The organism is Caulobacter sp. SRI_008 (genome assembly GCF_057586355.1).
Genome location: NZ_JBYCZS010000005.1, coordinates 163,650 through 190,129 on the forward strand (window position 1 = coordinate 163,650; position 26,480 = coordinate 190,129).

Consider the following 26,480-nt stretch of genomic DNA (forward strand, 5'->3'; position numbering starts at 1 on the left):
CGGGCGCGAATCACCGCCGCGCTCTCGCTCCTGACGCATATCGCGTGGCGCTTAACAGGTTGCAAGGCGCCGGCCCGAACGAACGCGCTAACGAAAAGGGCGCGGACCTCTCGGTCCGCGCCCTCAATTCGTCACCCGAAGGAACGACGGCCTCAGCCGCCGTAGCCTTCCGGCAGGTCGTCTTCTTCCAGGAGCTCTTCCTTGGAGACTTCCTTTTCCTCGATCTTGGCCTTGGCGAAGATCAGGTCGACGACCTTGTCTTCGTAGATCGGGGCGCGCAGCGAGGCCTGCAGGTCGGCGCGCTGGCGGTACATGTCGAACACCTGCTGGGCCTGGGCGCCGTACTGGCGGGCTTCGCGGACGATCGCTTCGTTCAGTTCCTGGTCGGTGACGACCACGTCGTTCTTGCGGCCGATCTCGGCGAGCACCAGACCCAGGCGCACGCGGCGCTCGGCGATCTTGCGGTACTCGTCCTTCAGCTGGTCTTCGGTCTTGTCGGCGTCTTCCGGCGGCAGGCCGCCTTGCGACTTGTCGGCCTGGACCTGTTGCCAGATGCCGGCGAACTCGGCGTCGACCATGCGCGGCGGCAGCGGGAAGTCGTGCTTGGTGTCCAGCACGTCCAGCAGGGCGCGCTTCAGCTTGAAGCGGCTCGAGTTGGTGTAGCGGCCTTCCAGGTTCGACTTCAGCAGGTCCTTCAGGGCGGCCAGATCGGCCAGGCCCAGGCGCTTGGCCAGCTCGTCGTCCGGCTCGGCGTCGACCGGAGCGCGCACTTCCTTGACGGTGGTGGCGAACTCGGCGGCCTTACCGGCCAGCTCGGCGGCCTGGTAGTCTTCCGGGAAGTTGACCTTCACGGTGACGACGTCTTCCGGCTTGGCGCCGACCAGTTGCTCTTCGAAGCCCGGGATGAACTGGCCCGAACCGAGCACCAGCTCGGCGTCGTTGGCCGTGCCGCCGGCGAAGGCGACGCCGTCAATGGTGCCGACGAAGTCGATCAGCAGTTGGTCGCCGTCCTTGGCCTTCAGGCTCTTGCCCTTGCGCGGCTCGTAGGTGCGGGCCTGCTTGGCCAGCTCGGCCAGGGCTTCGTCGACTTCGGCGTCTTCGATCTTGTAGACCGGCTTGACCAGCTCGATCGAGGTCGGGTCGATCGGCTCGAATTCCGGCATGATCTCGACGGCCAGGTCGAAGGCGAGGTCTTCACCACCGGCGATGACCTTGTCCATGTCGGACGTCGGCTTCAGGTCGGGCTGGCCGGCGGGGCGCAGCTTGTTTTCGTCGAGGATCTTCTGGGTGGTCTCGTTGAGCGCCTGCTCGATGACTTCGCCCATCAGGCCCTTGCCGTACAGGCGACGGACGTGAGCGGTCGGCACCTTGCCGGGGCGGAAGCCCTTGACGTTCATCTGCGGCGCGACTTCGGCGATACGAGCCTCGAGACGCGTGGCCAGCTCACTCGCGGGCACCGTAACGCCGTAAACCCGGCTGAGGCCTTCGCCCGACTTTTCAACGATCTGCATCGACATTCTTAGCTTCTCGGCTCTGGGCGCCCGCGCCCGTCGTCCGCCCCAGGGGTCAAAAAATCATAGCCGCCCACGTCACCGGGGGCGGCGAAAGAGCGCCCTTATGTCACGACACTTCGCGTCGATCAAAGGGTATGGCGTCGCCGCGCGCAAAACGCTGCGCGCGGCGACATGGTGCGGATGAGAGGACTCGAACCTCCACGCCTCTCGGCGCTGGAACCTAAATCCAGTGCGTCTACCAGTTCCGCCACATCCGCATGGGCGCAGAGCCTTAGCCGCGACCGCGACCGATTTGAAGTGGCGCCGCAGATTTTTCGCGCCAGGGCGGAACCGGCCAGCGCTCGCGTCGTTCTCATCGTGTCCCGTCGAGCGTAACGCCACGGGGCATTAACCGGCCCGGGCCTTGCCCCCCCGACTGACGCCCGGGCCGGTTTTCCCTCTCCCCTTCGATCCCATCTCGCGAATCCCTCAGCGCACGGACGTGCCGCTTGAATTTTCGTGGATTCGCACGCAACCATTCAAAACCAGCGACGGTTAACTGCGCCATGGCGTAGGAGGCAGCGTATGCGGACGATCGAGGTCACCGAGACCGAGGCCGGATGGGAGGTCACCTGCGACCGGCAGGTGCTCTATACCGACCTCGCCGAGCAGCGCTCGTTCCAGGCGGCGCTCGACTACGGCAGCCGCCTGTTCGACGAAGGCGTGCGCGCCGAGATCGTGCTGCACCGCCTGGAAGCCTGAAGCGCCCTCCCCGCCCTGTCCGAACCGCGGTCGCGACCCTGCGTCCCCTTGCGATCGGCAAGCGAGGCCTTTAAAGCCGCACGTGCATCAAGAGTTGGGCTCGCCCAACGCCAACCTGCTTCCCGAGCAAGGTGGCGCCCCGTCGGGGGGATGCGGCCGAGACGGCAACGAAACGGGTGATCCCTAAAGCCGTCCCGAGTCTTGTTTTTTCGACGGACGGACGCAGCGCATGCCCATCAAGATTCCCGACAACCTGCCGGCCCGCGCTTTGCTGGAAGCCGAAGGCCTGTCGCTGATGGCCGACACGGAGGCCGCCCGCCAGGACATCCGGCCGCTGCGCATCGCCCTCCTGAACCTGATGCCCGACAAGCCGACCACCGAGCGCCACTTCGCGCGCCTGCTGGGCGCCAGCCCGCTGCAGATCGAGCTGTCGCTGATCCAGATCTCGGGCCACGCGCCCAAAACCACCTCGGCCGAACACATGCTGGCCTTTTACCGGCCGTGGGACGAGGTGCGCGACGAGCGCTTCGACGGCCTGATCGTCACCGGCGCGCCGGTCGAGACCCTGGCCTTCGAGGAGGTCAGCTACTGGGACGAGCTTTCCCGGATCTTCGACTGGTCGCAGACCCACGTGCATGCGGGCCTGGCCGTCTGCTGGGGCGCGCAGGCTGGCGTGCGCCACTTCCACGGCGTGCCCAAGCACGTGCTGTCGAAAAAGTGCTCCGGCGTCTTCCCGCACGCCAACCTGGCGCCGGCCTCGCCCTATCTGCGGGGCCTGGCCGACGAGATCGACATCCCGGTGTCGCGCTGGACCGAGGTGCGGCCCGAGGACCTGCCGGCCGACGGCTCGCTGAAGGTGCTGCTGGAGTCCGAGGAATCGGGCCTGTGCCTGCTGGAGGACGCCCGCCGCCGCTGGCTCTATATGTTCAACCATCCGGAATACGAGACCGGCACCCTGGCGGCCGAGTATCACCGCGACAGCCTGATCGACCCGACGACGCCGCCGCCGGCCCACTACTTCCCCGCCAACGACCCGACCCGCGCCCCGCGCAACCGCTGGCGCAGCCACGCCCACCTGCTGTTCGCCAACTGGCTGAACGAGGTCTACCAGACCACGCCGTTCGAGCTGGAGACGATCGGGGCGGCGTAAGGACACCTCTCCCTATGAGAGAGGTTTTTTGTGCGCGTCCCAAAGTCCCTTCAGCACCGCCGGCGCCAGGCCCGGCAGGTCCTCGGCGATCAGGCCCGGGCCGTGCGCCGCCGCGCATTCGGCGTGGATCCAGGCGCCGGCGCAGGCGGCGTCGAAGCTTTCCATGCCTTGGGCCGCGAGACCGGCGATGAAACCGGCCAGCACGTCGCCAGAGCCGGCGGTGGCCAGCCAGGGCGAACCGTTGAGGTTCACGGCCGTACGGCCGTCGGGGGCGGCGATGACGGTGTCGGGGCCTTTCAGCAGCACGATCGCCCCGGCGCGGCGAGCCGCCTGCCGGGCGGCGGCGATGCGTTCCGGAGCGGTCTTCAGCAGGCCGGGGAACAGCCGCTCGAACTCGCCCGGATGCGGGGTCAGCACGTCGTCGCGGTCGAGGCGGGCGAAGAGCTCGTCGGGCGCGTGGGCGAAGCTGGTCAGGGCGTCGGCGTCGACCACCAGGGCCGCGCCGGTGCCGGCAAGAGCCGTGAGATTGCGGGCCGTCGCCTCGCCCACCCCGGCGGCCGGGCCGATGACGGCGGCGGCGGCGTTGGCGGCGCGCTCGGCCAGATCGGTGTCGGTCTCGAACGGGGCCAGCATCACCGCCTCCAGATGGGCGGCGTTGACCGCCAGGGCGCTGGGCGGCGACAGCAGGGTCACCACCCCCGCCCCGATCCGCAGGCCAGCCCGCGCCGACAGCCGCGCTGCGCCCGTGCTCCAGGCCTCGCCACTGACCACCACCAGCCGGCCGCGCGCATGCTTGTGGGCGTCGTTCGAGGGCCAGGGGAAGCGCGCGCCCCAAAGCGACGGGTCGTTCTCGAAGAGGTCGCCGGCGCCGGTGTCGGAGAGGCCGATATCGACCACCTCCACCTCGCCGCAGGCCGCCCGGCCCATCCCTCCCCCTGGCGCGAGCACGTGGGCGGGCTTGCGGCGGTGGAAGGTGACGGTCAGGGCCGCCGCCAGGGCGCGGCCGGCGATCGGCCGGCCGGTGTCGCCATGGATCCCGCTGGGCGTGTCGATGGCGACGATGCGGGCCGACAGCCCCTCGGCGGCGCGGGCCAGATCGTCGGCCAGACCTTCCAGCGGCCGCGACAGGCCGGCGCCGAACAGGGCGTCGACATAGAGCTCGGCGGGGCTGAGCGCGGGGTTCAGCGGATGGATCTCGCCGCGCCAGCGCTCGGCGGCCCAGCGGCAGGACGGCGTGGCGGGCGGCGCCAGAGCCTCGACCCGCACCGGCCAGCCGCGCCGCTTCAGGTGGCGGGCGATGACATAGCCGTCGCCGCCGTTGTCGCCGGGGCCGCACCAGACCACCACCGGACGGCGCGACCAGCGCCCCCGGATCGCCTCGGCCGCGCCCTTGCCGGCCCGCTCCATCAAGGTGGTCGCCGGCGTTCCCGCCGCCACGGCCGCCGCATCGGCCGCCGCATCGGCCGCCTTCATCTCCGCGACGGTCATGATCTGGCGAGGCATGCTGGGCTCCATCAAAGAACGCCGGTGGAGGCTTCCCTGCCTTTCTCGACGAGCGCCAAGCCATTGTCGATGACCTCGAAGACGGTGACGCTGGTGTGGTCGGGCCGGAAGCTCATCACCGCCGCCGAACCTTCCGCCGCCGCGACGGCGGCGTTGAGGGCGACGAAGTGGCTGAAGACGGCGTATCCCTCGTATCGCGCCAGAGCCTGGGCCACTTCGCGTGTCCAGGCCAGGTAGTCGCGGTCGCCCTCGATTTCGGCCCAGTCGCCGGCGAAGGCCTGCCTCAGCCAGGCGGGCCGCGCTTCGGGAGACAGGGCGGCCGGGGTCGGGATCTCGCCGACCGCCGGCTCGATCTCGACCGAAACGCCCAGCAGCGCGGCCAAAGGCTCGGCGGTCTCGCGGCAGCGGCGCAGGGGCGAGGAGACGACACGGGTCGGGCGCTCGTCCGCCGGCAGGGCGAAGAGCGCGGCGGCGACCGCCCTCGCCTGCTCCTGGCCGGTCTCGTCCAGGCCCGGATCGTCGTCGTGGCCGCCCCAGGTCGCGGCCGGCTTGCCGTGGCGGATGACGTGGACGCGGCCCATCAGGCGGCGTCCGGCGTGAAGAGGTTGCGCACGCCGTCGGGATGGGGGCCCGCCGTTCCCGTCCGCCCCACGCCCTCGCGGCTTTCGAGATCGGCCAGGGTCGCCGGATCGTCGGGGGTGTTGGCCACGAACCGCGCGCCGTCCGCAGTACGGCCGACGACGATGCCCATGCGCGGCCCCTGGCGGGCGTGGACGACGGTGTAGGTCTCGATGCTCGCGCGCCCCTCCGGCTTCTCGACGATCGGCGGATGCGGCAGGGCGTCGATCTCTTTCTGGATCACCGCCGGATCCTCGCGCCGCCATTCGCCCTCGACCGGGCGGGTCGAATAGATCCCGACCGACTGCTTGGTCAGGAACCAGCCGTTGGCGGTCGACAGGCCATAGGCGCCTGGCCGGGCGCGCAGCCGCTCGACCAGCCGGGCCACGGCGTGGAGGCTGTAGTTGTTCCCCGGCCCGCCGAAATAAGGCAGGCCGCCGGTGACGGTGAGGCCGCGCGGATCGTCCAGCGCCAGGCCCAGTTCCTCGGCGGCGATCTGCACGGCCGAGGGGAAGCAGGAATAGAGGTCGATCAGGTCGAGGTCCTCGAGCCCGATCCCGGCCATCTCCAGCGCCCGCTGGCCGGTCAGGCGGATGGCGGGGCTGGAGTGGAAGTCCTGCCGCTGCAGAGGGTACCAGAGGTCGGCGGCGTCGGCGCAGCCGTGCAGGAACACCCAGCGGTCCTCCGGCACGCCCAGTTCGCGAGCCATGCCGACGCTGGCGACCAGCACGGCGGCCGACTGGTCCACCTCCATGATGGCGTTCAGGTACTTGGGGTACGGATAGCCGACCATGCGGTTGCGCTCGGTCACCGTGACCAGTTCCTCCGGCGAACGCTCGACCGGGAACCAGGCCTCGGGATCGGCGGCGGCGACCTTGCTGAACGGCGAGAACAGCGCGCCCAGCCGCGCCTGATGGTCGGCCAGGGACCGCCCGTCGCGGGCCCGCAGGGCGTTCTCGAACAGCGGATAGGTGTTGACCGGATAGCCCAGGCCATGGGCGGCTTCCTGCTCGGTGACGCCGGGACGCGGGTCGCCGATGCGGACGGGTCTGGTTTCGATGTCGTCGGCCCAGCCGTCGAAGCCCAGGCCGCCCTTGGCGCGCTTCATCAGCGAGCCGAGGAATTCGGCGCCGGTGACGATCCCCAGCCGCGACTCGCCGCGGGCGATGCGCTCGGCCAGGATGTTGATCGCCTGCTGGGGGCTGTTGCCGCCGGTCTCGGTGTAGACCGCCCAGGCCGGATCGGCGCCCAGCGCCCGGGCCAGGCTGGCCGGCGGATCCGACAGGCGGGGAAGCGGCAGCTTCGAAAGCGCGCCCGGAGCGTCGATGCTGAACGCTACGACCGCCAGAGCGTCCAAACGCGCAAGAACCGTCCCCGCGACTCCCGTGTCGGCGTCAGCGCGTTTCGCCGCAATTCTCAGCAATTCCAGCGGCGAAGGCGAATTTTCGGCCGGACCGCGAAACGTGAACTGCCCCGCGCCGATCAAAACCGGCGTCTCGTCCCGCATGTTCGCCCCCGTTCAAACGATTGTTTTCGTAATCCTAGGCGGGGTTGGGGGCGCGGCAAGGCCGTTTTGAGCCACAATTCCGAAATGCATATTTTTCGATCAAATCTCGCTCAAGATTTGCTCATATGCCAAAACCGAAAGCGGAAGCACGACAATCGCGAGACAGCCTGCTTGTGGCGTCCGGGGCGGCGTGATCCTTGCCGCTCAAAGTCAGAGGCCATGCGTCGTCCGGCGCGGAAGAGACCGATGAAAAAGATCGAAGCCGTCATCAAGCCGTTCAAGCTGGATGAGGTCAAAGAGGCGCTCCAGGACATGGGCGTTCAAGGCATGACCGTGCTGGAAGCCAAGGGCTACGGCCGCCAGAAGGGCCACACCGAGCTCTATCGCGGCGCCGAGTACGTCGTGGACTTCCTGCCCAAGATCAAGGTCGAGGTGGTCGTCGAGGACAGCCAGCTCGAACCCGCCCTCGAGGCGATCACCAACGCCGCCCGCACGGGCCGCATCGGCGACGGCAAGATCTTCGTCTCGGAGATCACCGAAGTCGTTCGCATCCGGACCGGCGAAACCGGTCCGTCCGCCGTCTAACGGCGATCCTCAGACTTTACTCGCTCAAAGGGGATATCAATGAGCACCGCCAAGGAAATCCTGGACCTGATCAAGGAAAAGGACGTGAAGTACGTCGACGTCCGCTTCACGGACGTTCGCGGCAAGCTGCAGCACGTGACCTTCGACATCGACCTGGTCGATGACGACTTCCTCAACGACGGCACCATGTTCGACGGCTCGTCGATCGCCGGCTGGAAGGCCATCAACGAGTCGGACATGAAGCTGCGTCCGGACCTGACCTCGGCCATCATCGACCCGTTCTACCAGCAGACCACCCTGGCTCTGTTCTGCGACGTCGTGAACCCCGACGACGGCACCCCCTACAACCGCGACCCGCGCTCGATCGCCAAGGCCGCGCTGAACTTCGTCAAGTCGGCCGGCGTGGGCGACACCGTCTACTTCGGCCCGGAAGCCGAATTCTTCATCTTCGACGACGTGCGCTGGTCGACCGCTCCGGAAAACACCGGCTACTCGTTCGACTCGAGCGAACTGCCGGTCAACTCGGGCAAGGTCTATCCGGAAGGCAACATGGGCCACCGCCCGGGCCCCAAGGGCGGCTACTTCCCGGTCAACCCGGTCGACTCGGCTCAGGACCTGCGCGGCGAAATGCTGGCCGTCATGGGCGAGCTGGGCATGAAGCCGGAAAAGCACCACCACGAAGTGGCGCCCGCCCAGCACGAGCTCGGCCTGAAGTTCGACACCATGGTCACCATGGCCGACCGCATGCAGCTCTATAAGTACGTGATCCACAACGTGGCCCACGCCTACGGCAAGACGGCCACCTTCATGGCCAAGCCGATGTTCGCCGACAACGGCTCGGGCATGCACGTGCACCAGTCGATCTGGCAGGACGGCAAGCCGCTGTTCGCCGGCGACAAGTACGCCGGTCTGTCGCAAGAGTGCCTGTGGTACATCGGCGGCATCATTAAGCACGCCAAGGCCATCAACGCCTTCTCGAACTCGACCACCAACAGCTACAAGCGCCTGGTGCCGGGCTACGAAGCCCCGGTGAAGCTGGCCTACAGCTCGCGCAACCGCTCGGCCTCGATCCGCATCCCGCACGTCGACTCGCCGAAGGCCAAGCGTCTGGAAGCCCGCTTCCCCGACCCGATGGGCAACCCGTATCTGACCTTCGTCGCCCTGCTGATGGCCGGCCTGGACGGCATCATCAACAAGATCGACCCGGGCGCTCCGGCCGACAAGAACCTCTACGACCTGCCGCCCCGCGAGCAGAAGAAGATCCCGGAAGTCTGCGGCTCGCTGCGCGAAGCCCTGGAAAGCCTGGACAAGGACCGCGCCTTCCTGAAGGCCGGCGGCGTCATGGACGACGATTTCATCGACAGCTACATCGAGCTGAAGATGGAAGAAGTGATGCGTCTGCAACTGCACCCGCACCCGGTCGAATTCGAGATGTACTACAAGTGCTAAGCCTTACGGCCTGAAGCACTTTGGGATCGGCCCGGGGCGCAAGCTCCGGGCCTTTTCTTTTGGAGAGGAAGTATGATCACGACCAGCTGCCACTGCGGGGCCGTGGGCTTCGAGATCGAGACGGCGCCGAGCGAAGTGACCGACTGCAACTGCTCGATCTGCCGCCGCTACGGCGTGCTGTGGGCCTATTACAGCCCCACGCGGGTGCGCCGCGTCGAGAGCGGGCCCACGGATACGTACGAGTGGGACGATCGCTCCATCGCCTTCCACCGCTGCCGCGCCTGCGGCTGCGTCACCCACTGGAGCTCCAACGACCCGACGCGCGACAGGATGGGGATCAACGCGCGGCTGATGGAGCCGGACGTGCTGGCGGCCGCGCGGGTGCGGCGGCTGGATGGGGCGGTGAGCGAGCGGTACGTGGACTGAGAAGCGATCTCGCTTCCCAGTCCCGTCGTAGCCTAAGCCAAGCCGATCAGGCGTCGGCCTGAGTGATCCCCTCGCGGAACTCGTCGGCGGGAACGAAGGCGGCGCCGTCCTCGTCCAGCACCCATGCGCCCTTGAAGGCGGCATGGTCCGGGTCGAGATCCGCGTCGAGCAGGTCGCCCTCATAGAGGCCGACATTGGTGTAGTCGAAATCCAGCGACAGCTGGCTGGCGAGATCGAGCATCTCGTCCGCCATTCGGCGGGCGTAACCCAGGGCTTCGCTCTCGTTGGAGAACTCGTCCGTCAGGGTGTTCACCTCCGCTGAATCGCTGCCTTGGGTCGCGCTGGTGGTGACGATGGTGAAGGCGGGCATTGGTCATCTCTCGAAGGTGTTGAACCACTCACCTAATCCCATTCGCCGGGAAGAGCGGCCCTATTTTGAAAAACCTTTCGCCGACGGCAGCGACGGCGGCGAGACCCAGCCCCAGGCTAGGCGCCCCCGCGGGCGTCCTTCCGCGCGGTGCGATATGTCTTCTGGGCCTTGCCGAGGCGGCGACGCTCGGCGTCCTTGAACGCCCGGGCCGCATTCTTCTCCACCGCGGCCGCTTCCTGGGCGAGCTTGCGGAAGTGGTCCCAGCGCCCGCGGTCGAGATCCCCGCTCAGCAAGGCGCTCTGCACCGCGCAGCCCGGTTCGTTGGCGTGGCTGCAGTCGCCGAACTTGCAGGTTTCCGCCAGGCGCTCGATGTCGTCGAACACCTGGGTCACCCCCTCGTCGGCTTCGACCAGCCCCACTTCCCGGACGCCGGGCGTGTCGATGATCAGTCCACCGCCGGGCAGCAGCGCCAGTTCGCGGTGGCTGGTGGTGTGCCGGCCACGATCGTCGGCCTCGCGGATGGTCTGGGTGGCCATGCGCTGCTCGCCCAGGAGCGTATTGACCAGGGTGGATTTGCCGACGCCGGACGAGCCGATCAGGACGCAGGTCTCGCCGGGGGCCAGGTGGGCCAGCAAGGCTTCCAGGCCACGCCCTTCGCGCGCCGACACGATGACGACCGGACAGCCGGCGGCCAGGGCCTCGACCTCGGCGGCGAGAGACGTCGCCTCGGCGCAGATGTCCGACTTCGTCAGCACGACCACGGGACGGGCCCCGCTCTGCCAGGCGGCGGCCAGATAGCGCTCGATGCGGCGTGGATTGAGGTCGCTGTTCATCGACGTGACGATGAAGGCCAGATCGACGTTGGCGGCGACGACCTGGGGGGTCTGCACGCTGTCGGCGGCTCGGCGGACCAAGGCGGTGCGGCGCGGCAGCACGGCCTGGATGACGGCGGTGCGCTCGGCCTGGTTCATCGACAACGCCACCCAGTCGCCGACCGCCGGATGGCCCGCCTCCTGGGCTTCATGGCGCAGGCGACCGGAAAGCTTGGCGCGCACCTCGCCCTCGTCCGTGATCACCAGATAGCCGTTGCGCTGCTGCACGACGACGCGGCCGGCCAGGTAGCCCGCGCGGTCGTGAGGCTTGAAAGCCTCGGCCAGCAGATCCGACCATCCGTAGTTCTTGATCAAGTTGAGCTTCCATAAGGCGGCGATCGGCCCTCGCCGATGTTCGAGGACGTCCATAGAGCAGCTTTCCCAAGGACGTCGAGGAAACCCTGATCGTCGCTGGAAACTACAATCCGACCCCGCCCACCGGCGTGGTCTCGAAACGGTGGCCGAAGCCGGCGATGATCGGCCGGGCCTTGGCGATGGCGGCCTGCACGGCCGGCAGCTTCAGCGACCCCGCGTGGCTGTCCTTGTCGGTCCAGACCTCGGTGATCCAGATGGCGTCGGCGTCGGTCGGGTCAAGCGCGAGAATGTAGGACAGGCAGCCGGGCATCTCGCCCGTCCCCTCCTTGAGGATCGCGACCAGGTCGTCGCGCTTGCCGGGGGCGGCCTTCATCTGACCGATCAGTCCGTACATCGTCTTGTCTCCCGCGAGCGCCAGCGACGGCGTCATCGCCGCGGCCGCGCCGCCGATCATCACCAGTCGCCGGTCCAGTCCTGTCAGCATATCGCTCACTCCGGCTTGCACTCGCCCTCGTGAGCGACGCTGGCGCCCTTTGCGGCCGCGCCGCAGGCGTTGCCGTAGGTCTTGCCGTCGCAGCCGCAGACGGGGCGATAGTCCATGGTGCAGACCTGCGGCCGCTTGCGGCAGATGCCCGAGGCGTCGGCGACCGTCCGGCAGGCGCCGACCGGCATCACGCAGGACAGGCCCTCGCCGCACTGGAAGCCGGCGATGCCGCCGCACATGCCGCCGGCGGCGACCGGAGCGCGCGACATCGGCGGGGGAGCGCTGGTGGATGGACCCGCGGGCTGGGCCGCGCAGGCGGTCAGCAGAATGGCGGCCAACAGGGCCGGAACGGGGCCCAGCAAGGAACGAAGGCGCATCGTGGTCCTCCCGCGTCGATTCAACGTCAGGAGGCGATCCTCGCACGAAGCGCAAGCGACAGACAAACGTCGCCATCGGGGAAAAATGGGGCGCCGATCGGCTTGATCAGGGGTCTGAATTAGTCTGTCCTCGCCGCCTCTTCCGAGAGTCGGGGAAAGTTCATGACGAGATGGGGTACGACGGCCGCGGCCGTCAGTCTGCTGGCGCTGGGGCTCGCCGCCTGCGCCACCACGGGCACGACGGCCAAGCCAGAGACCAGCGCCAAGCCGGCCGAGAAGGCGCAGGCCAAGCCGCTGCCCAAGGGCCTGGACGGCGAGGCCTCGTCGGGCTTCCCCTCGACCTATGCTCCCCTGCCCTCGCGCCCGACCGCCTTCGTCGGGGCCACGGTGCTGACCGCGACCGGCCAGCAGATCGAGAACGGCGTGGTCGTCGTGCAGGACGGCAAGATCCTGGCCGTCGGCGGTCCCGACACCGCCATCCCGGCCGGCGTCGTCACCATCGACGCCAAGGGCAAGTGGATCACCCCCGGCATCATCGACGCCCACAGCCACCTGGGCGTCTATCCCTCGCCCGGCGTGCAGGCCAAGTCGGACGGCAACGAGGCCACCGATCCCAACACCGCCCAGGTGTGGGCCGAGCATTCAGTGTGGCCGCAGGATCCGGGCTTCAACCGCGCCCGCGCCGGCGGGGTGACCACCCTGCAGATCCTCCCCGGCAGCGCCAACCTGTTCGGCGGCCGCTCGGTGACGCTGAAGAACGTGCCCTCGACCACCATGCAGGGCATGAAGTTCCCCGGCGCGCCCTACGGCCTGAAGATGGCCTGCGGCGAGAACCCCAAGCGCGTCTACGGAAGCAAGGGCCGCTCGCCCTCGACGGCGATGGGCAATGTCTACGGCTACCGCAAGGCCTGGATCGACGCGGCCGACTACGCCCGCAAGTGGGACGACTACCGCGCCAAGAAGGACAAGGGCGAGAAGGCCGACGCCCCCAAGCGCGACCTGCAGCTGGAGACCCTGGCCGGCGTGCTGAAGGGCGAGATCCTGGTGCAGAACCACTGCTACCGCGCCGACGAAGAGGCGGTGATGATCGATATCGCCAAGGAGTTCGGCTACAAGATCACCATGTTCCACCACGCGGTGGAGAGCTACAAGATCGCGCCTCTCCTCGCCAAGGAAGGCATCTGCTCGGCGACCTGGGCGTCGTGGACCGGCTTCAAGATGGAAAGCCTGGACGGCATCGACGCCAACGCCGCCATGGTGTGGAAGGCCGGCGCCTGCGTCGTCATCCACTCCGACGACCCGATCATGACCCAGCGCCTCAACCAGGAGGCCGCCATCGCCATGACCGCCGGCAACAAGCTGGGCTACGGCATCAGCCGGGCCGAGGCCATCAAGTGGATCACGGCCAATCCGGCCAAGGCCATGGGTATCGCCGACAAGACCGGCAGCCTGGAGGTCGGCAAGGCCGGCGACATCGTGGTGTGGAACCGCGATCCGTTCAGCGTCTACGCACAGGCCGAGCAGGTCTATGTCGACGGGGCCCTGACCTACGACCGCAAGGACCCGCGCTATCAGCCCAAGTCCGACTTCGAGCTCGGCCAGCCCGGCCAGGGAGCGTTCAACTGATGATCCGTTCAGCTCTTCTTTCCGGCGCGGCCCTGATCGCCGTCGCCGCCGGTCCGGCTTCCGCCCAGACCTTCGCCATCGTCAACGCCCGCATCGAGCCGGTGTCGAGCGCGGCCATCCCCTCGGGGACGATCGTCGTGCGTGACGGCAAGATCGCCGCCGTCGGCGCCGGCGTCACCGTCCCGGCCGGCGTGCCGACGATCGACGCCAAGGGCGGGGTCGTGACCCCCGGCCTGGTGGCCCCGTCGTCCAACATCGGCGCCTCCGAGATCGGCGGCGTGCGCGAGACGCGCGACGACGGCACCGGCGACGCCCTGTCGGCCGGCTTCGACATCGCCTACAGCGTCAATCCGGCCTCGCCGATGATCGGCCTGGCCCGCGACGGCGGGATCACCGCCTCGGCCGTCACGCCGGTGCTGTCGGGCGTGGGCGGCGGCGCCCACGAGCACGCCGACGACGGCGTGGTCGAGGAGATGACCGCCGGCAAGGACGGCGGCGGCGATCCCCCGCTGTTCGGCGGCCAGGCCGCCTTCGTGCGGCTGAAGGCCGGCGAGGCCGACATCGTCTCGAAGTCGAAGACCGCCGTGACCCTGTCGCTGGGCGAAGCCGGGGCGCGCGCCGCCGGCGGCTCGCGCGGCGCGGCCATCGTGTTGGTCAAGTCGGCCCTGGAGGACGCCCGGGCGTTCGCCAAGAACCGCGCCGCCTTCGAGCAGGGCGCGACCCGCGCCTACGGCCTCTCGCGCCTCGATCTCGAGGCCCTGGTCCCGGTGGTGCAGGGCAAGTCCCCGCTGCTGATCCGCGCCCACCGCGCCTCCGACATCCGCCTGGCCCTCAAGCTGGCGGCCGAGGAGAAGATCAGGATCGTGCTGGAAGGCGCCGAGGAAGGCTGGATCGTCGCGCCTGAGATCGCCCGCGCCGGCGTGCCGGTGATCGTCGACACCCAGGCCGACCTGCCCGACAGCTTCGAGACCCTGGGCTCGCGCCTCGACAACGCCGCCCGCCTGAACGCGGCCGGCGTCACCGTGGCGATCAACGGCGCGCGAGACTTCAACAACCTGCGCCAGGAGCGGCTGAACGCCGGCCTCGCCGTCGCCAACGGCCTGCCCTACCCGGCCGCCCTGGCGGCGATCACCCTGACGCCGGCGAAGATCTGGGGCATGGCCGACAAGATCGGATCCCTCGATGTCGGCAAGACCGCCGACCTCGTGCTATGGACCGGCGATCCGCTGGAAACCACCAACTGGGCCGACAAGGTGTTCATCGGCGGCGTCGAACAGCCCGCCGACAGCCGCCAGACCCAGCTGCGCGACCGCTACGCCGCCGGCGACAACGGCCTGCCCCCGGCCTACCGCTAGGGTCGGTTCGCAGGACTGAAACGAGAGCCGCGGCGCCTACGGGCGTCGCGGCTTTTTCGTGGGCGACGCGCCGCTAAACCTTGGTCTAGCCACCCCCTCCCCATGCGCTCACCGCCAAGACCTATGGATGGCTACCTCGCCAACGTCGCCGGGCCGACAGTCGGGCGGTCATCCAGCGAGGTCCGCAGCGGCGCTCCGGATGACGACAGCCAACAGGAGACGGCAATGTCGGACATCATCATCACGGACAAGCAACTGTCCGCCTCGGCCTACACGGCGATCATCAACGCCCCGATCGAGGCGATCGACATCGCCGACTGGCTGTTCAACCTGCCGGAGGCCGAATACCAGCGCTGCTGCGCGCCCGATCACATCTCGGCCGGCGCCACCTTCACCGACGACGGCCGGCGCATGTCGATCAATGTCGAGATGATCGGCCAGACCCTGATGGTCCAGCACTACGTGGCCGAGATCGCGACCCCGACCCTGTGCCGGATGGTGTCGACCTCGGACGCCTTCACCCCGAACGGCCGCACGCGCGTGCAGGTGATCTGGACGCTGAGCGCCCGGAAGATCGACGAGCGGACCTGCGAGTACACCAACAGCGTGGTCGCCCACCCGACCCAGGCGTTCCTCGACTTCATCGCCTTGCACGGCACGCCGTTCGCGGACGCCGCCGACGCCCGCCAGCGGGACGGCGGCGACCACAACAGCCGCGAGACGCCGCTGTTCGCCGCCAGCATCGAACGCCGCGCCCTGGCGGGGATAGCCGCAAAGGCGGCCTAGCGTGTCGCCATCAGCCCCGGTTTGTCGCCGGGGCTGACCACGTCCACTACGGCCAGACGTTGTTCGACGTCACGCTGTCGCCGCCCGTCGGCACGTCGCAGTCGTTGAAGGTGATCGCCACCGACTGGCCCCAGTTGGTCGAGTCCGCCTGGACCTGGAAGTGCAGGTGCGGGCCGGAGGTGCGGCCGGTGTTGCCGGAGGTGGCGATCGGCTGACCCCGCTGGACGGTGTCGCCGACCTTCACCAGCACGCCGTTCGGCTGGATGTGGAAGTACCAGCTGGTGAAGCCGCCGGGATGGCGGATACGCACGGCGTTGCCCCAGTTCTGCAGGCTGCCGTTCGCGAACGGGGTGTTGCTGGGCGTGGTCGGGGCGTTGGGGTTGTAGGTGGCGGTCTGGCCTTCCTGCAGCCACTCGACGGTGCCGCCGCGCACGGCCCTGATCTGTGTGCCGGCCGGCATCGAGAAGTCGAAGACGAAGGCCTGGCTGCCGGTGTGCGAGCCGCCGGCGTTGTTGTTGCCCTGGCCGACATTGCGGGTGTCGCCGGCCTTCCATGGATAGCGATAGGCGCCGACGGCGCTGTCCTCCTGCTCGATGAAGTCCATCCGCAGGCCGTCGGCGAAATGGGCGGCGTCCTGGGTCTTGAAGTCCACCGTGCAGCGGCGGCGGCTCCACCACTGGGTTCCCGAACCGGGCCGCCAGACGGCCGCGTAGCGGTCGCCGTCGACGGCCAGGGCGGTCAGGCGGAAACCCTGGTTGAAATAGGTCTGGTCCTGGGCCTCGATCTCGGCCCCGGTCATGCCCGACCGCCACCACTGGGCGCCGGACCCCGGCCGCCAGACGCCGGTGTAGCGGCCGCCGTCGACCTCCAGCAGCGAGAGGCGCAGGCCGTTGTTGAAGTGGGTCGTGTCCTGGGCCTTGAACTGGTCGACGGTCATGCCCGTGCGCCACCACTGCGCGCCAGAACCCGGCCGCCAGACCGCGGTGAAGCGGCCCCCGTCTAGCTCCAGCGCGAACAGGCGCAGGCCCTGGTTGAAGTAGGTCGTGTCCTGGGCCTTCAGCTCGTCCAGCGTCATGCCCGCGCGCCACCACTGGGTTCCGCCGCCCGGCCGCCAGATCGCGGCGTAGCGGCCGCCCTTCACCGACACCGACTGCAGGCGCAGGCCGTTGTCGAAGTGGATCTTGTCCTGGGCCTTGAACTGGTCGAGCGTCATGCCCGAGCGCCACCACTGGGCGCCGTTTCCGGGCCGCCAGACGGCCGCGTAGCCGGTGTCGGCCGCCGCCAGATCGGGCGCGGCCAGGGCCAGAAGACCGGCGCAGATCGCCGGCGTCAGGAACGCACGCATCGACACTCTCCCGTTTCGGGCGTCGCTTCGCGGGACGCCTCGTGAAATCCAGACGCTTTGGCCAGATACGATGGAAAGCTTGAACCGTGCGCCGATCGCCGGCCGGGGCCGGAACGTCGCGCGCGAGGAGCCTAGCCCCGCGCGCCGCGACCCGAAAGCGCGAACGGCCCCGCCGGACCAGCCGGCCGGCGGAGCCTCGCCGGCGTCAGGTCGACCAGGTGATCTTCACGATGGTCGGGTTGTCGCTGTTGTAGGAGACGGTGTGTTCCGAGCGCCGGCTGCTGGTGATGGCCAGCTTGTAGGTGTCGCCGGTCTTGTCGGTGAAGGCCAGGTTGATGCTGCCCGAGCCGATGCCGGCCGGTCCCTGGGCGTCGACGTCGACGCGATAGCTGTAGATGCCGGAATTGGGCACCAGCCGGATGCCGTAGACCTTGCCTTCGCTGTTGCCAACGATGCAGGAACTGAGGTCGAGGCTGCCGTTGATCGACACGGCGTCGCCGACCGACAGATTGCCGTTGGCCGTGCCGTTGGTGGAGCCGCAGTCGGTGGTGGTGAATTCGTCGACGCCAGCCGTCGCTTCCACGGTGCTCATGACGTTTCTCCCTTTGGAACCGGCCGCCCCATGGGCGGGCGGCGGGACGATCGAATCAACCCTGAGGCAAGACAAGCCAAATACACGTGATAGTTGTTAAGCTTGTATGCGCGCCGGAAACGTGCAGCTGCGCGCATGCCGACGCTTTCCTTGGGGGCGGCCACGGGTCATACGGGGCGAGACCCCCGAATCGCCGCAAAATCATCCGATGTCTTCCAAAGACCCCAACTCGCTGTTTTCGCTGTTCGACGACGACGCCCTGGCGCCGCCGAGCGCCCCGCCCCTGCCCGCCCGCGAACCCCATCCCGAGCCCAAGCCGCAACCGCCGCCTCCGCCCCCTCCGGGCAAGGCCGAGGCCGCCGCGCCCCAATCGTCAGGGGCCCCTTCGTCGGGCGGCTACGACGCCAGCTCGATCGAGGTGCTGGAAGGGCTGGAGCCCGTGCGCATGCGTCCGGGCATGTACATCGGCGGCACCGACGAGCGGGCCCTGCACCACCTGTTCGCCGAAGTGCTCGACAACTCGATGGACGAGGCCGTCGCCGGCTTCGCCAAGCTGATCGAGGTCAAGCTCGACGCCGACGGCTACCTGTCGGTCAAGGACGACGGCCGCGGCATGCCGGTGGATCCCCACCCCAAGCATCCAGGCAAGTCGGCGCTGGAAGTGATCATGACCGTCCTCCACGCGGGCGGTAAGTTCAGCGGCAAGGCCTACGAGACCTCGGGCGGCCTGCACGGGGTCGGCGCCAGCGTCGTCAACGCCCTGTCGGAACTGGTCGAGGTGACCGTCTGGCGTGACGGCTTCGAGCACCGCCAGAGCTTCGCGCGCGGCAAGCCGCTGGGCCCGGTCGAGAAGATCCAGCCCAGCAGGAAGCGCGGCACCATGGTGCGCTTCAAGCCCGACGAGCAGATCTTCGGCGAGGGCTGCGCCTTCAAGCCGGCGCGCCTGTACCGGATGACCCGGTCGAAGGCCTATCTGTTCCGCGGCGTGCAGATCAAATGGTCCTGCGCTCCGGAGCGCATCCACGACCAGACCCCGCCCGAGGCGACCTTCCACTTCCCCAACGGCCTGGCCGACTTCTTGGCCGAGCGCACCAAGGGGCTGGAGACGGTGACCCCGACCAGCTTCTCTGGCCGCATCGAGCGCCAGGGCGAGGCCGGCGCGGTCGAGTGGGCGGTGACCTGGACCCCGCGCGGCTTCGGCGAGCACGACGGCTTCATGCAGTCGTACTGCAACACCGTGCCGACCCCCGAGGGCGGCACGCACGAAAGCGGCTTCCGCGCCGCCCTGACCCGCGGCCTCAAGGCCTATGCCGAACTGAAGGGCGAGAAGCGCGGCGCGATCATCACCGCCGACGACGTAGTGGCCCAGGCCGGCGCGCTGATCTCGGTGTTCATCAAGAACCCCGAGTTCCAGGGCCAGACCAAGGAAAAGCTGTCGACGACCGAGGCCCAGCGCTTCGTCGAGAACGCCCTGCGCGACCCGTTCGACCACTGGCTGACCGCCAGTCCCAAGGCCGCCCAGGCCTTGCTGGAGTTCGTGGTCGAGCGCGCCGAGGAGCGCCTCAAGCGCCGCAAGGACAAGGAAGTCTCCCGCGCCTCGGCGACCCGCAAGCTGCGCCTGCCGGGCAAGCTGGCCGACTGCGCCGGCGGCGCGGTGGACGGCGCGGAGCTGTTCATCGTCGAAGGCGACTCGGCCGGCGGCTCGGCCAAGCAGGCCCGCAACCGCAAGAACCAGGCGATCCTGCCGCTGCGCGGCAAGATCCTGAACGTGGCCTCGGCCTCGGGCGAGAAGTTCACGGCCAACAAGGAACTGTCGGACCTGATGCTGGCCCTGGGAGCCCAGGGCGGCAACAAGTACCGTGAAGAGGATCTGCGCTACGAGCGGATCATCATCATGACCGACGCCGACGTCGACGGCGCCCACATCGCCTCGCTGCTGATCACCTTCTTCTACCGCACCATGCCGGACCTGATCCGCGCCGGGCGGCTGTATCTCGCCCTGCCGCCGCTCTATCGCCTGAGCCACGGCGGCAAGACCGAGTACGCCCGCGACGACGCCCACAAGGACGAGCTCTTGGCCACCATGTTCAAGGGCAAGAAGCCCGAGATCGGCCGCTTCAAGGGCCTGGGCGAGATGATGGCCGCCCAGCTGAAGGAAACCACCATGGACCCGGCCGTCCGCACCCTGGCGCGCGTGACCCTGCCGCGCCACGAGGAGTCGGTGGAAGACCTGGTCGAGACCCTGATGGGCCGCAAGCCCGAGCTGCGCTTCAAGTTCATCCAGGAAAACGCGGCCTTCGCCGCGGACGATCTGGATCTGTGAAGATAGAAACCTCCCCCTGTGGGGGAGGTGATCGCGAAGCGATCGGTGGGGGGCGTGGCTGCGAGATCGGCCCGCTCAGTTGAAGCTGAAGACGTCCCCCCCACCGGCCTTCGGCCGCCTCCCCCACAGGGGGAAGTTCCCCCTCAGTCGCTCCGCGACAGCTCCCCCAAAGGGGGAGCATCTTGGTCTGCTGACTTGCTGGATCCTCCCCCTTTGGGGGAGGTGGCCCGGAGGGCCGGAGGGGGTCGGCGTCAGCCGATCAGCGCCCGCGCCGCAGCCCGCGCCGCCTCGGTGACTTCCGCCCCCGACAGCATCCGCGCGATCTCTTCCTCGCGCTCGGCGGGCGACAGGGGCTCGACCTTGGTGCGGGTGGAGGTGTCGTCGCCGGACTTGGAGATGCGCCAGTGGGCGTCGCCACGGGCGGCGACCTGGGCCGAGTGGGTGACGACCAGCACCTGGGCGTTGGCGGCCAGACGCTTGAGGCGCAGGCCGACGGCGTCGGCCACGGCGCCGCCGACGCCCTGATCGACCTCGTCGAAGATCATCAGGGGCTGCGGACCGCCGCCCTTCGCCGCCAGCGCGGCCTTCAGGGCCAGGGCGAAGCGGGCCAGTTCGCCGCCCGAGGCGATGGCCTCCATCGGGCCGAACGGCGCGCCGGGATTGGTTGAGATCTCGAAGGCGATACGGTCGAGGCCCGTCGGGCCGGCCTTGTCTTCGTCGAGCGTATCCAGGGCGACGCGGAAGCGGGCCTTTTCCAGCTTAAGCGGGCCAAGCTCGGCCTCGACGGCCTTGGCCAGGCGGTCGCCGGCGGCGCGGCGCTCGGCCGACAGGGCTTCGGCGGCGTAGAGATAGGCCTCCCGGGCCTCGGCGGCCTGGGCCTCGGCGGCGACCAGCGCCTCGCCCGAGGTCTCGATGGCCTGCAGGCGGGCGGCGAAGTCGGCGCGGACGGCCGGCAGGTCCTCGACCAGCACGTTCAGCTTGCGGGCCATGCCGCGCAGGGCGAACAGGCGCTCCTCGGTCTTTTCCAGGCGGTCGGGCTCGAACTCGAAGCTCTCGGCGGCCGCGTCGATGGCGGCGCTGGCCTCCTGGGCCTCGACCAGGGCGCGATCGACGGCCTCGCAGGCGGCGGCCAGGCGCGTCATGGCCGGACCGTCGGCAGGCGCGCCGGCGTTGGCGGCGCGATCCCTCGCTCGCTCAAGAGCGCGGAAGGCCGAAGCCAGCTTGCCCGACAGGTTGTCGCCGCCCAGGGCGTCCTGGGCCGAGGCGATGTCCGCCAGGGCCTTCTCGGCCGAGCCCAGCAGAGCCCTCTCCTCGGCCAGCGCCGTCTCCTCGCCATCGCGCGGATCGAGCCGGTCCAGCTCCGACAGGCGGAGGGTCAGTTCCTCGGTCTCGGCCGCGGCGCGGTCCGACAGGGCCTTCAGCTCGGCGGCGGTCTCGCGGGCGGCGCGCCAACCGCTCCAGGCCGAGGACACGGCCCCGACGCTGACCTGGCCATAGGCGTCCAGCAGGGTGCGGTGGGTGCGCGGATCGAGCAGGCCGACGGTCTCGTGCTGGCCGTGCACCTCGAGCAGCAGCGCCCCGAGATCCTTGAGCACGCCGACGCTGGTGGCCTGGTCGTTGACGAAGGCGCGCGAACGGCCGTCGGCCGACAGCTGGCGGCGCAGGACCAGGTCCTCGTCGCGGGCGTAGTCCAGGCCCTTGTCGTCGAGATAGGCGAAGGCGGGATGATCGGGGGCCAGGGCGAAGATGGCGGTGGCGCTGGCGTGGCCGGCGGCTCCACGGCGCACCAGGCCGGCGTCGGCGCGGGCCCCGGTCGCCAGGCCCAGGGCGTCGAGAATGATCGACTTGCCGGCCCCGGTCTCGCCGGTCAACGCGGTCAGGCCCGGCCCGATGGCCAGGTCGAGGCTCTCGATGAGCACCACGTCGCGGATGGAGAGACCGATCAGCATGGTCGCGAGGATCGCCGGGAATCGCAGTTTTTCAAAGGGGGATGGGCAGCCCTTTGAGAACAAAAGAAAAACGGGCCGTTTTGCAACGGCCCGCCTGTCTGATGTCTCTTCTGATGTCTCTGCTTACATCCCGAGGACGCCCATCAGGCCGCCCTTTTTCTTCTTCTCGCCCGGAGGCGCGAGGGTCGCGTCCTTGTCGCGGGTCAGGACGCGTTCGAGCAGGTTGCGCTTGTTGCCGGCCTTCAGCGGCTCGACGGCGGGCTTCAGGCCCGCGTCGTTCAGCAGCTTGTAGGCGTCGGCGTACCAGCGGTCGCCCGGGAAGTTGTAGCCCAGCACCGCGCCGTTGCGCTTGGCCTCGTCGTTGAGGCCCAGGGTCAGATAGGCCTCGACCAGGCGGTAGAGGGCTTCGGGCGTGTGCGAAGTGGTCTGATGGCGGTCGACGACGGTCTTGAAGCGGCCGATGGCGGCCAGGGTCTTGCCGTCGCGCAGGTACCAGCGGCCGATGGCCATTTCCTTGCCGGCCAGCTGGTCGTTGACCATGTCGATCTTCAGGCGGGCGTCCTGGGCGTATTCGCTGTTGGGATAGCGCTGGACGACGTCGCGCAGGGCGGCGAGCGCCTGCTCGGTGGCGGCCTGGTCGCGGTTCACGTCGACGATCTGCTCGAAGTAGCAGACGGCCTTCAGGTAGAAGGCGTACGAGGCCGACGGATTGCCCGGGTACAGCGAGATGAAGCGGTCGGCGTCGCCGATCGCTTCGGAATACTGGTTGCCCATGTAGTGGGCGTAGCCGGTCATCAGGATCGAGCGGCGCGACCATTCCGAATAGGGGTGCTGACGCTCCACTTCGCGGAAGTAATCGACGGCTTCGTTCCAGCTGCCGCGGTCCAGGCGGCTTGAGCCGGTGGAGTACAGCAGTTCGACCGGACGCTCCTCATAGACGAGGGTCGGCTTCTTAGGCTTGCCGGCGCAGGCGGTCACCGACAAGGCGGCGAGCACGGCCATGATGGAAACGGCCGAACGTCCCGAGATTTTGCGAAGCACGGACTCTCTCACCCTAGAAGCATTAGCGCGCCCCCGCGCCGAACCAAGGCTTCTACACCACGTCGATGCGGGCGCAAATGAAAGCCGAAGCGGCGGGAGCGTTCCCCCGATTGATCAGACCGCTTCGGCGAGCTCCGGCGCATAGGCGCGCCAGCGCCAAGCGCGCGGTTGCCCCATCAACGCACGAACCGCGGCGTTATTGAGGCCGTGTCCGGCCAGGATTCCTTCGAACCTGCCAAGGATCGGAGCGCCGATGACATAAAGGTCGCCGACGGCGTCCAGGGCCTTGTGGCGCACAAACTCGTCCGAGCGGCGCAGGCCTTCGGGATTGAGCACGCGGTCGCCGTCGATGACCACGGCGTTCTCCATCGAGCCGCCACGGGCCAGGCCGATGTCGCGCAGGGCCTCGACCTCGCGCAGGAAGCCAAAGGTGCGGCAGTTCGACAGTTCCTTGCGGAAGCTGTGCTCGTCGATGACCAGATCGACGCGCTGGCGGCCGATGGCCTTGCTGGCGAAGGCGATCTCGAAGGCCACTTCGAAGGATTCGGCCGGAGAAAGGGTGGCGCGCTTGTCGCCCTCGATCACCTCGATCGGCGACAGGATCTCGATGTAGCGGCGCGCGGCTTCCTGCCGGCGGCGACCGGCGCGGTCGAGAATCTGCACGAAGGGCTCGGACGAGCCGTCCATGATCGGCACTTCGGGACCGTCGAGCTCGACGACGCAGTTATCGACCGACAGGGCGGCCAGGGCGGCCATCAGGTGCTCGATGGTCGAGACGCGGACGTCGGCGGCGTTGGCGATGACGGTGCCCAGCTGGGTCTGCACCACGGCGTCACCGCGAACCGGCACGCGGTTGTCGCGGTCCTGGACGTCGGTGCGCACGAAGACGATCCCGCTGTCAGGGGCGGCGGGGCGCACGGCGACGCGCACATGCGCGCCCGTGTGCAGGCCGATCCCTGCGAAGATCACCGGTCCTGCGACCGTGTGCTGATGATAAGGCGAAACCGACACGAGAAACCTTTGATCTACTTTGGGAGCGGCTCTAGCGGCCGCCTATTCGTCCCCATTTACCGTCTACGAGCTTCGCCGCGCCGCAGCAATGCAAGTCCTGTTTCTGATTGTTACCTCCCCAAGGCCTTGTGGGATAAGGCGTTTTCGCCATTTCGACGCCCCATTTCCGCCTTGCTCTCAGACGGCGCCGCAGCATGCTCCAGCCTCGGCGGAAACCTTTACCCTCGCCCCTGGCATCGGACGCAAGGCGCCGCTAGGCTCCGCGCGTTTTCTGGCATCAGAGCCGCCTGGACCACGACTTCCATGACCAAGACCTTGCGCATCGCCGCCTCCGCCCTCGCCCTTTCGCTCGCCGCCTTCGCGGTAGCCCCGGCCGCTTCCGCCCAGGGTCGAGGCTTCACCGCCAAGGACATGGTCACGCTCGAGCGCGTCAGCGAGCCCAGGGTGTCGCCGGACGGCCGCCAGGTGATCTACCTGGTGCGGACGATGAACCTGCCGGCCAACAAGGCCTCGTTCTCGCTGTGGGTCGCCGACCTGAAGGCCAAGATCGCCCCGAGGCGCCTGGCGGTGTCGGACGGCGGCGTCTCCAGCGCCCGCTGGTCGGCCGACGGCAAGAGCATCTACTTCCTGTCGGGCCGCGCCGGTTCCGACCAGGTGTTCCGCACCGACGTGTCGGGCGAGACCGCCGTCCAGGTGACCAAGGCCCCGTTCGACGTCGGCGCCTTCAAGGTGTCGGCCGACGGCAAAACCGTGGTGGTCAGCCAGGCCGTCTTCCCCGACTGCCCTACCCTGGCCTGCACCCAGGAGCGCCTGGACGCCCGCAAGGCCCAGAAGACGACCGGCGTGGTCTACGACAAGCTGTTCATCCGCCACTGGGACACCTGGAACGACGGCACGAAGAACCATCTCTACGCCTACACGCTGGACGCCTCGGGCGTGGCTACGGGCGAGGCGAAGGCGCTGATGGCCGGCTTCGACGGCGACGCGCCAACCAAGCCGTTCGGCGGCGACGAGGACTTCACCATCAGCCCCGACGGCAAGACCGTGGTGTTCTCGGCCAAGGTCGCCGGCCGCGACGAGCCCTGGCAGACCAACTACGACCTGTGGTCGGTTCCGGTCGACGGCTCGACCAAGCCCGCCAACCTCACCGAAGACAACAAGGCCTGGGACGCCCAGCCGACCTTCTCGCCGGACGGCAAGACGGAAGCGTGGCTGGCCATGAAGCGCCCGGGCTTCGAGGCCGACCGCTTCGGGATCATGGTCCGCGAGAACGGCAAGGTGCGTGAAGTGGCTCCGACCTGGGACCGCTCGGCCCAGTCGATCACCTTCAGCGCCGACGGCAAGACCATCTACACGACCGCCGAGGACGTGGGTCAGACCCGGTTGTTCGCCATCGACGTCAAGACCGGCAAGGCTGCGGCCCTGACCGGCGAGGGCCACGTCAGCGCGTTCAGCGTCGCCGGCGGCCAGACCGTCATCGCCCAGGACAACCTGAAGACCCCAGGCCAGCTCTACGCCCTCCTCCCGAAGGGCAAGGGCGAGCCGATCAAGCTGACCGGCCTCAACGCCGATAAGCTGGACGGCGTGGCCATGGGCGAGGCCGAGCAGTTCAGCTTCAAGGGCTGGAACGACGAGACCGTGCACGGCTATCTGGTCAAGCCCGCCAACTTCGACCCGTCGAAGAAGTATCCGGTGGCCTTCCTGATCCACGGCGGCCCGCAGGGCTCGTTCGGCAACCTCTTCCACTACCGCTGGAACGCCCAGACCTACGCCGGCGCCGGCTATGCCGTGGTGATGATCGATTTCCACGGCTCGACCGGCTACGGCCAGGGCTTCACCGACGCCATCAGCCAGCACTGGGGCGATCGCCCGCTGGAAGACCTGCAGAAGGGCTGGGCCTTCGCGACCCAGAAGTATTCCTTCCTCGACCAGGACCGCGCCTGCGCCCTGGGCGGCTCGTACGGCGGCTTCATGATCAACTGGATCGCCAGCCAGTGGAAGCAGCCCTGGAAGTGCCTGGTGAACCACGACGGCATCTTCGACAGCCGCTTCATGGGCTACTCGACCGAAGAGCTGTGGTTCAGCGAGTGGGAGAACGGCGGCGCGCCGTGGGAGCCCAACACCACCTACGCCAAGTTCAACCCGGCCGACCACGTGGCGCAGTGGAGCGTGCCGACCCTGGTCGTCCAGGGCCAGAACGACTTCCGCGTGCCGCTTGAGGAAGGCATCGCCACCTTCACGGCCCTGCAGCGCAAGGGCGTGCCCAGCAAGCTGCTGTACTTCCCCAACGAGAACCACTGGGTGCTGAAGGCCCAGAACTCGGTCCAGTGGCACGACGAGGTGCTGGGCTGGCTGAACGAATGGACGGGGAAGTAAGGCGCGAAAGCAAACTCCTCCCTCGCGCAGCGGGGGAGGTGGCGCGGCGCGAATACGCGCCGTGACGGAGGGGGCGAGTGACAGAGCGCCTTGCGCGCCGCCGCCCCCTCCACCGCTTCGCGGTCCCCCTCCCCCGTTTCGCTTTGCTGCTCGGGGGAGGAATAA

23 protein-coding genes, 1 tRNA gene, 1 pseudogene and 1 riboswitch are annotated in these 26,480 nt (G+C 68.6%); of the genes and pseudogenes, 10 read left to right on the top strand and 15 right to left on the bottom strand.

Going from position 1 to position 26,480, the window contains the following annotated elements; genetic code table 11:
- Nucleotides 1-152 precede the first annotated feature (152 nt).
- Complete coding sequence (gene tig / locus AC2YHT_RS06710; RefSeq protein ID WP_487288845.1) at nucleotides 153-1,511, bottom strand: trigger factor; 1,359 nt, start codon at nucleotides 1,509-1,511, stop codon at nucleotides 153-155.
- A 175-nt stretch (nucleotides 1,512-1,686) separates the two neighbouring features.
- Nucleotides 1,687-1,771 (bottom strand) — tRNA-Leu (locus AC2YHT_RS06715).
- Nucleotides 1,772-2,078: 307 nt separating this feature from the next.
- Between AC2YHT_RS06715 and AC2YHT_RS06720 the strand changes: the two genes are divergently transcribed.
- On the top strand, nucleotides 2,079-2,255 hold the full coding sequence (locus AC2YHT_RS06720; protein WP_487288789.1) for a hypothetical protein: 177 nt from the start codon (nucleotides 2,079-2,081) through the stop codon (nucleotides 2,253-2,255).
- A gap of 79 nt (nucleotides 2,256-2,334) precedes the next feature.
- Nucleotides 2,335-2,437, top strand: a riboswitch (SAM-I-IV-variant riboswitch).
- 47 nt (nucleotides 2,438-2,484) lie between these two features.
- Nucleotides 2,485-3,405 carry a homoserine O-succinyltransferase gene (locus AC2YHT_RS06725; RefSeq protein ID WP_487288790.1) on the top strand — a complete coding sequence of 307 codons (921 nt, stop codon included), beginning with the start codon at nucleotides 2,485-2,487 and terminating at the stop codon, nucleotides 3,403-3,405.
- A gap of 12 nt (nucleotides 3,406-3,417) precedes the next feature.
- Here the strand turns inward: AC2YHT_RS06725 and AC2YHT_RS06730 are convergent, their stop codons facing one another.
- The 3 genes from AC2YHT_RS06730 to AC2YHT_RS06740 are packed head-to-tail and all read right to left on the bottom strand — an operon-like array spanning nucleotide 3,418 to nucleotide 7,033.
- Nucleotides 3,418-4,908: an NAD(P)H-hydrate dehydratase gene (locus AC2YHT_RS06730; RefSeq protein WP_487288791.1), complete on the bottom strand. Its 1,491-nt coding sequence runs from the start codon at nucleotides 4,906-4,908 to the stop codon at nucleotides 3,418-3,420.
- Between the two features lie 11 nt (nucleotides 4,909-4,919).
- Complete coding sequence (locus AC2YHT_RS06735; protein WP_487288793.1) at nucleotides 4,920-5,489, bottom strand: histidine phosphatase family protein; 570 nt, start codon at nucleotides 5,487-5,489, stop codon at nucleotides 4,920-4,922.
- The gene (locus AC2YHT_RS06740; RefSeq protein ID WP_487288795.1) at nucleotides 5,489-7,033 is read right to left on the bottom strand and encodes an acetyl-CoA acetyltransferase; all 1,545 of its coding nucleotides are present in this window, start codon (nucleotides 7,031-7,033) and stop codon (nucleotides 5,489-5,491) included. Before AC2YHT_RS06740 ends, AC2YHT_RS06735 begins: the two co-directional genes overlap by 1 nt.
- Before the next feature lie 246 nt (nucleotides 7,034-7,279).
- Here AC2YHT_RS06740 and AC2YHT_RS06745 point away from each other — a divergent pair, with 246 nt between their 5' ends.
- The 3 genes from AC2YHT_RS06745 to AC2YHT_RS06755 all read left to right on the top strand — a co-directional run bounded on the left by AC2YHT_RS06745 (nucleotide 7,280) and on the right by AC2YHT_RS06755 (nucleotide 9,493).
- Complete coding sequence (locus tag AC2YHT_RS06745; RefSeq protein ID WP_035089775.1) at nucleotides 7,280-7,618, top strand: P-II family nitrogen regulator; 339 nt, start codon at nucleotides 7,280-7,282, stop codon at nucleotides 7,616-7,618.
- A gap of 39 nt (nucleotides 7,619-7,657) precedes the next feature.
- Nucleotides 7,658-9,067 (top strand): type I glutamate--ammonia ligase, encoded by a 1,410-nt coding sequence (gene glnA / locus AC2YHT_RS06750; RefSeq protein WP_487288797.1) that lies wholly within the window; start codon nucleotides 7,658-7,660, stop codon nucleotides 9,065-9,067.
- Nucleotides 9,068-9,139: 72 nt separating this feature from the next.
- Nucleotides 9,140-9,493, top strand: a complete 354-nt coding sequence (locus tag AC2YHT_RS06755; RefSeq protein ID WP_487288798.1) for a GFA family protein — start codon at nucleotides 9,140-9,142, stop codon at nucleotides 9,491-9,493.
- Between the two features lie 46 nt (nucleotides 9,494-9,539).
- Here the strand turns inward: AC2YHT_RS06755 and AC2YHT_RS06760 are convergent, their stop codons facing one another.
- The 4 genes from AC2YHT_RS06760 to AC2YHT_RS06775 all read right to left on the bottom strand — a co-directional run bounded on the left by AC2YHT_RS06760 (nucleotide 9,540) and on the right by AC2YHT_RS06775 (nucleotide 11,911).
- Nucleotides 9,540-9,863 (bottom strand): hypothetical protein, encoded by a 324-nt coding sequence (locus tag AC2YHT_RS06760; protein WP_110121825.1) that lies wholly within the window; start codon nucleotides 9,861-9,863, stop codon nucleotides 9,540-9,542.
- Nucleotides 9,864-9,979: 116 nt separating this feature from the next.
- Complete coding sequence (rsgA, locus tag AC2YHT_RS06765) at nucleotides 9,980-11,050, bottom strand: ribosome small subunit-dependent GTPase A (RefSeq protein ID WP_487288800.1); 1,071 nt, start codon at nucleotides 11,048-11,050, stop codon at nucleotides 9,980-9,982.
- Nucleotides 11,051-11,153: 103 nt separating this feature from the next.
- Nucleotides 11,154-11,534, bottom strand: a complete 381-nt coding sequence (locus AC2YHT_RS06770; protein WP_487288802.1) for a putative quinol monooxygenase — start codon at nucleotides 11,532-11,534, stop codon at nucleotides 11,154-11,156.
- Between the two features lie 5 nt (nucleotides 11,535-11,539).
- Complete coding sequence (locus AC2YHT_RS06775) at nucleotides 11,540-11,911, bottom strand: Kazal-type serine protease inhibitor family protein (protein ID WP_487288803.1); 372 nt, start codon at nucleotides 11,909-11,911, stop codon at nucleotides 11,540-11,542.
- Between the two features lie 162 nt (nucleotides 11,912-12,073).
- Between AC2YHT_RS06775 and AC2YHT_RS06780 the strand changes: the two genes are divergently transcribed.
- The 3 genes from AC2YHT_RS06780 (at nucleotide 12,074) to AC2YHT_RS06790 (ending at nucleotide 15,678) form a co-directional block, all read left to right on the top strand.
- Nucleotides 12,074-13,537, top strand: a complete 1,464-nt coding sequence (locus tag AC2YHT_RS06780; protein WP_487288804.1) for an amidohydrolase — start codon at nucleotides 12,074-12,076, stop codon at nucleotides 13,535-13,537.
- A complete protein-coding gene (locus tag AC2YHT_RS06785; protein ID WP_487288806.1) occupies nucleotides 13,537-14,892 on the top strand; it encodes an amidohydrolase family protein in 1,356 nt (451 codons plus the stop codon). The genes AC2YHT_RS06780 and AC2YHT_RS06785 overlap by 1 nt, the downstream gene beginning before the upstream one ends.
- A gap of 225 nt (nucleotides 14,893-15,117) precedes the next feature.
- On the top strand, nucleotides 15,118-15,678 hold the full coding sequence (locus AC2YHT_RS06790; RefSeq protein WP_487288807.1) for a hypothetical protein: 561 nt from the start codon (nucleotides 15,118-15,120) through the stop codon (nucleotides 15,676-15,678).
- A gap of 46 nt (nucleotides 15,679-15,724) precedes the next feature.
- On the opposite strand, the gene AC2YHT_RS06795 is transcribed toward AC2YHT_RS06790, so the two are convergent.
- On the bottom strand, nucleotides 15,725-17,023 hold the full coding sequence (locus tag AC2YHT_RS06795) for a M23 family metallopeptidase (RefSeq protein ID WP_487288808.1): 1,299 nt from the start codon (nucleotides 17,021-17,023) through the stop codon (nucleotides 15,725-15,727).
- A gap of 205 nt (nucleotides 17,024-17,228) precedes the next feature.
- The gene (locus AC2YHT_RS06800) at nucleotides 17,229-17,615 is read right to left on the bottom strand and encodes a hypothetical protein (protein ID WP_110121817.1); all 387 of its coding nucleotides are present in this window, start codon (nucleotides 17,613-17,615) and stop codon (nucleotides 17,229-17,231) included.
- 208 nt (nucleotides 17,616-17,823) lie between these two features.
- Here AC2YHT_RS06800 and parE point away from each other — a divergent pair, with 208 nt between their 5' ends.
- Entirely contained in the window at nucleotides 17,824-19,938 is a 2,115-nt protein-coding gene (parE, locus tag AC2YHT_RS06805; RefSeq protein ID WP_487288809.1) for a DNA topoisomerase IV subunit B, read from the top strand.
- Nucleotides 19,939-20,189: 251 nt separating this feature from the next.
- Here the strand turns inward: parE and recN are convergent, their stop codons facing one another.
- The 3 genes from recN to lpxC form a co-directional block, all read right to left on the bottom strand.
- The gene (gene recN, locus AC2YHT_RS06810) at nucleotides 20,190-21,887 is read right to left on the bottom strand and encodes a DNA repair protein RecN (RefSeq protein WP_487288810.1); all 1,698 of its coding nucleotides are present in this window, start codon (nucleotides 21,885-21,887) and stop codon (nucleotides 20,190-20,192) included.
- Between the two features lie 123 nt (nucleotides 21,888-22,010).
- Entirely contained in the window at nucleotides 22,011-22,940 is a 930-nt protein-coding gene (locus AC2YHT_RS06815; protein ID WP_110121813.1) for an outer membrane protein assembly factor BamD, read from the bottom strand.
- Nucleotides 22,941-23,042: 102 nt separating this feature from the next.
- The gene (lpxC, locus tag AC2YHT_RS06820) at nucleotides 23,043-23,939 is read right to left on the bottom strand and encodes a UDP-3-O-acyl-N-acetylglucosamine deacetylase (protein ID WP_487288812.1); all 897 of its coding nucleotides are present in this window, start codon (nucleotides 23,937-23,939) and stop codon (nucleotides 23,043-23,045) included.
- Nucleotides 23,940-24,242: 303 nt separating this feature from the next.
- On the opposite strand from lpxC, the gene AC2YHT_RS06825 reads away from it, so the two are divergent.
- Nucleotides 24,243-26,315, top strand: coding sequence for a S9 family peptidase (locus AC2YHT_RS06825; RefSeq protein ID WP_487288813.1), 2,073 nt, complete (start codon nucleotides 24,243-24,245; stop codon nucleotides 26,313-26,315).
- Nucleotides 26,316-26,329: 14 nt separating this feature from the next.
- Here the strand turns inward: AC2YHT_RS06825 and AC2YHT_RS06830 are convergent.
- Nucleotides 26,330-26,455, bottom strand: a pseudogene (locus AC2YHT_RS06830) (hypothetical protein); the annotation flags it as partial.
- Nucleotides 26,456-26,480 lie beyond the last annotated feature (25 nt).

Bases quoted from the DNA above. Each gene is read 5' to 3' on its own strand.
- AC2YHT_RS06755 (WP_487288798.1), top strand. From the start codon at position 9,140: ATGATCACGACCAGCTGCCACTGCGGGGCCGTGGGCTTCGAGATCGAG.
- AC2YHT_RS06730 (WP_487288791.1), bottom strand. From the start codon at position 4,908: ATGCCTCGCCAGATCATGACCGTCGCGGAGATGAAGGCGGCCGATGCG.
- AC2YHT_RS06795 (WP_487288808.1), bottom strand. From the start codon at position 17,023: ATGCGTGCGTTCCTGACGCCGGCGATCTGCGCCGGTCTTCTGGCCCTG.
- AC2YHT_RS06735 (WP_487288793.1), bottom strand. From the start codon at position 5,489: ATGGGCCGCGTCCACGTCATCCGCCACGGCAAGCCGGCCGCGACCTGG.
- AC2YHT_RS06785 (WP_487288806.1), top strand. From the start codon at position 13,537: ATGATCCGTTCAGCTCTTCTTTCCGGCGCGGCCCTGATCGCCGTCGCC.
- AC2YHT_RS06745 (WP_035089775.1), top strand. From the start codon at position 7,280: ATGAAAAAGATCGAAGCCGTCATCAAGCCGTTCAAGCTGGATGAGGTC.
- AC2YHT_RS06800 (WP_110121817.1), bottom strand. From the start codon at position 17,615: ATGAGCACCGTGGAAGCGACGGCTGGCGTCGACGAATTCACCACCACC.
- AC2YHT_RS06775 (WP_487288803.1), bottom strand. From the start codon at position 11,911: ATGCGCCTTCGTTCCTTGCTGGGCCCCGTTCCGGCCCTGTTGGCCGCC.
- tig (WP_487288845.1), bottom strand. From the start codon at position 1,511: ATGCAGATCGTTGAAAAGTCGGGCGAAGGCCTCAGCCGGGTTTACGGC.
- AC2YHT_RS06770 (WP_487288802.1), bottom strand. From the start codon at position 11,534: ATGCTGACAGGACTGGACCGGCGACTGGTGATGATCGGCGGCGCGGCC.
- AC2YHT_RS06825 (WP_487288813.1), top strand. From the start codon at position 24,243: ATGACCAAGACCTTGCGCATCGCCGCCTCCGCCCTCGCCCTTTCGCTC.
- AC2YHT_RS06790 (WP_487288807.1), top strand. From the start codon at position 15,118: ATGTCGGACATCATCATCACGGACAAGCAACTGTCCGCCTCGGCCTAC.
- AC2YHT_RS06780 (WP_487288804.1), top strand. From the start codon at position 12,074: ATGACGAGATGGGGTACGACGGCCGCGGCCGTCAGTCTGCTGGCGCTG.
- AC2YHT_RS06720 (WP_487288789.1), top strand. From the start codon at position 2,079: ATGCGGACGATCGAGGTCACCGAGACCGAGGCCGGATGGGAGGTCACC.
- parE (WP_487288809.1), top strand. From the start codon at position 17,824: ATGTCTTCCAAAGACCCCAACTCGCTGTTTTCGCTGTTCGACGACGAC.
- AC2YHT_RS06760 (WP_110121825.1), bottom strand. From the start codon at position 9,863: ATGCCCGCCTTCACCATCGTCACCACCAGCGCGACCCAAGGCAGCGAT.
- AC2YHT_RS06740 (WP_487288795.1), bottom strand. From the start codon at position 7,033: ATGCGGGACGAGACGCCGGTTTTGATCGGCGCGGGGCAGTTCACGTTT.
- AC2YHT_RS06725 (WP_487288790.1), top strand. From the start codon at position 2,485: ATGCCCATCAAGATTCCCGACAACCTGCCGGCCCGCGCTTTGCTGGAA.
- glnA (WP_487288797.1), top strand. From the start codon at position 7,658: ATGAGCACCGCCAAGGAAATCCTGGACCTGATCAAGGAAAAGGACGTG.
- recN (WP_487288810.1), bottom strand. From the start codon at position 21,887: ATGCTGATCGGTCTCTCCATCCGCGACGTGGTGCTCATCGAGAGCCTC.